The organism is Paraprevotella clara YIT 11840 (assembly GCF_000233955.1).
Classification (GTDB): domain Bacteria; phylum Bacteroidota; class Bacteroidia; order Bacteroidales; family Bacteroidaceae; genus Paraprevotella; species Paraprevotella clara.
On record NZ_JH376690.1, the window covers coordinates 1 to 639 of the forward strand.

The 639-nt window shown below is 32.1% G+C and carries 1 protein-coding gene and 1 tRNA gene; both read right to left on the reverse strand.

What is annotated here, in order from left to right; genetic code table 11:
• Window positions 1–222 precede the first annotated feature (222 nt).
• A tRNA-Gly gene (locus HMPREF9441_RS17095) sits at window positions 223–295 on the reverse strand.
• A 148-nt stretch (window positions 296–443) separates the two neighbouring features.
• A partial coding sequence (locus HMPREF9441_RS17100; RefSeq protein WP_008623469.1) for a TrmH family RNA methyltransferase occupies window positions 444–639 on the reverse strand: 196 nt, incomplete at its 5' end.

Here is a 639-nt window from a genome sequence, read left to right on the forward strand (position 1 = left end):
CTTAGCTTAGATTATTACTTCCATAAAAGCCTCAACCCTACTGAAGCTATAATCGGAGCCATTCTCTTTGTAATAGGTATTACTACTGCCTCATACTATTACCACAAAATATATAAATACGCAAAAGAAAAGTATTTTATGAAGGATAAATAAAGCGAATTCTATTGAAAGAAGAATAAAAAAATAAAGCCTACTAATTACTTAGTAGGCTTTATTTTTTTGAGCGGGAGACGAGGTTCGAACTCGCGACATTCAGCTTGGAAGGCTGACGCTCTACCAACTGAGCTACTCCCGCAATAAATATAGATGACAATAAGATTATTCCTTTTCAGCGGTGCAAATATACAGCTATTTTTTCATAACTTCCAAATTTATCACCTATTTTTTTACTAACTAATATCAATTTAACACAAAAGTAACTGATAATCAATTGTTTTTAAATCTTATTTATTGTTAGCTAAATCTTTAAGTAACTTTGTCATTTCCCAAATTACTATTCCAGCACTTACTGAAACATTTAAAGAATGTTTTGTACCATACTGAGGTATCTCTATCACTCCATCACTAAGGCTTACTACCTCTTGTGCTACTCCTTTCACTTCATTACCAAATATAACAGCATATTGCGTATGTGCTTTA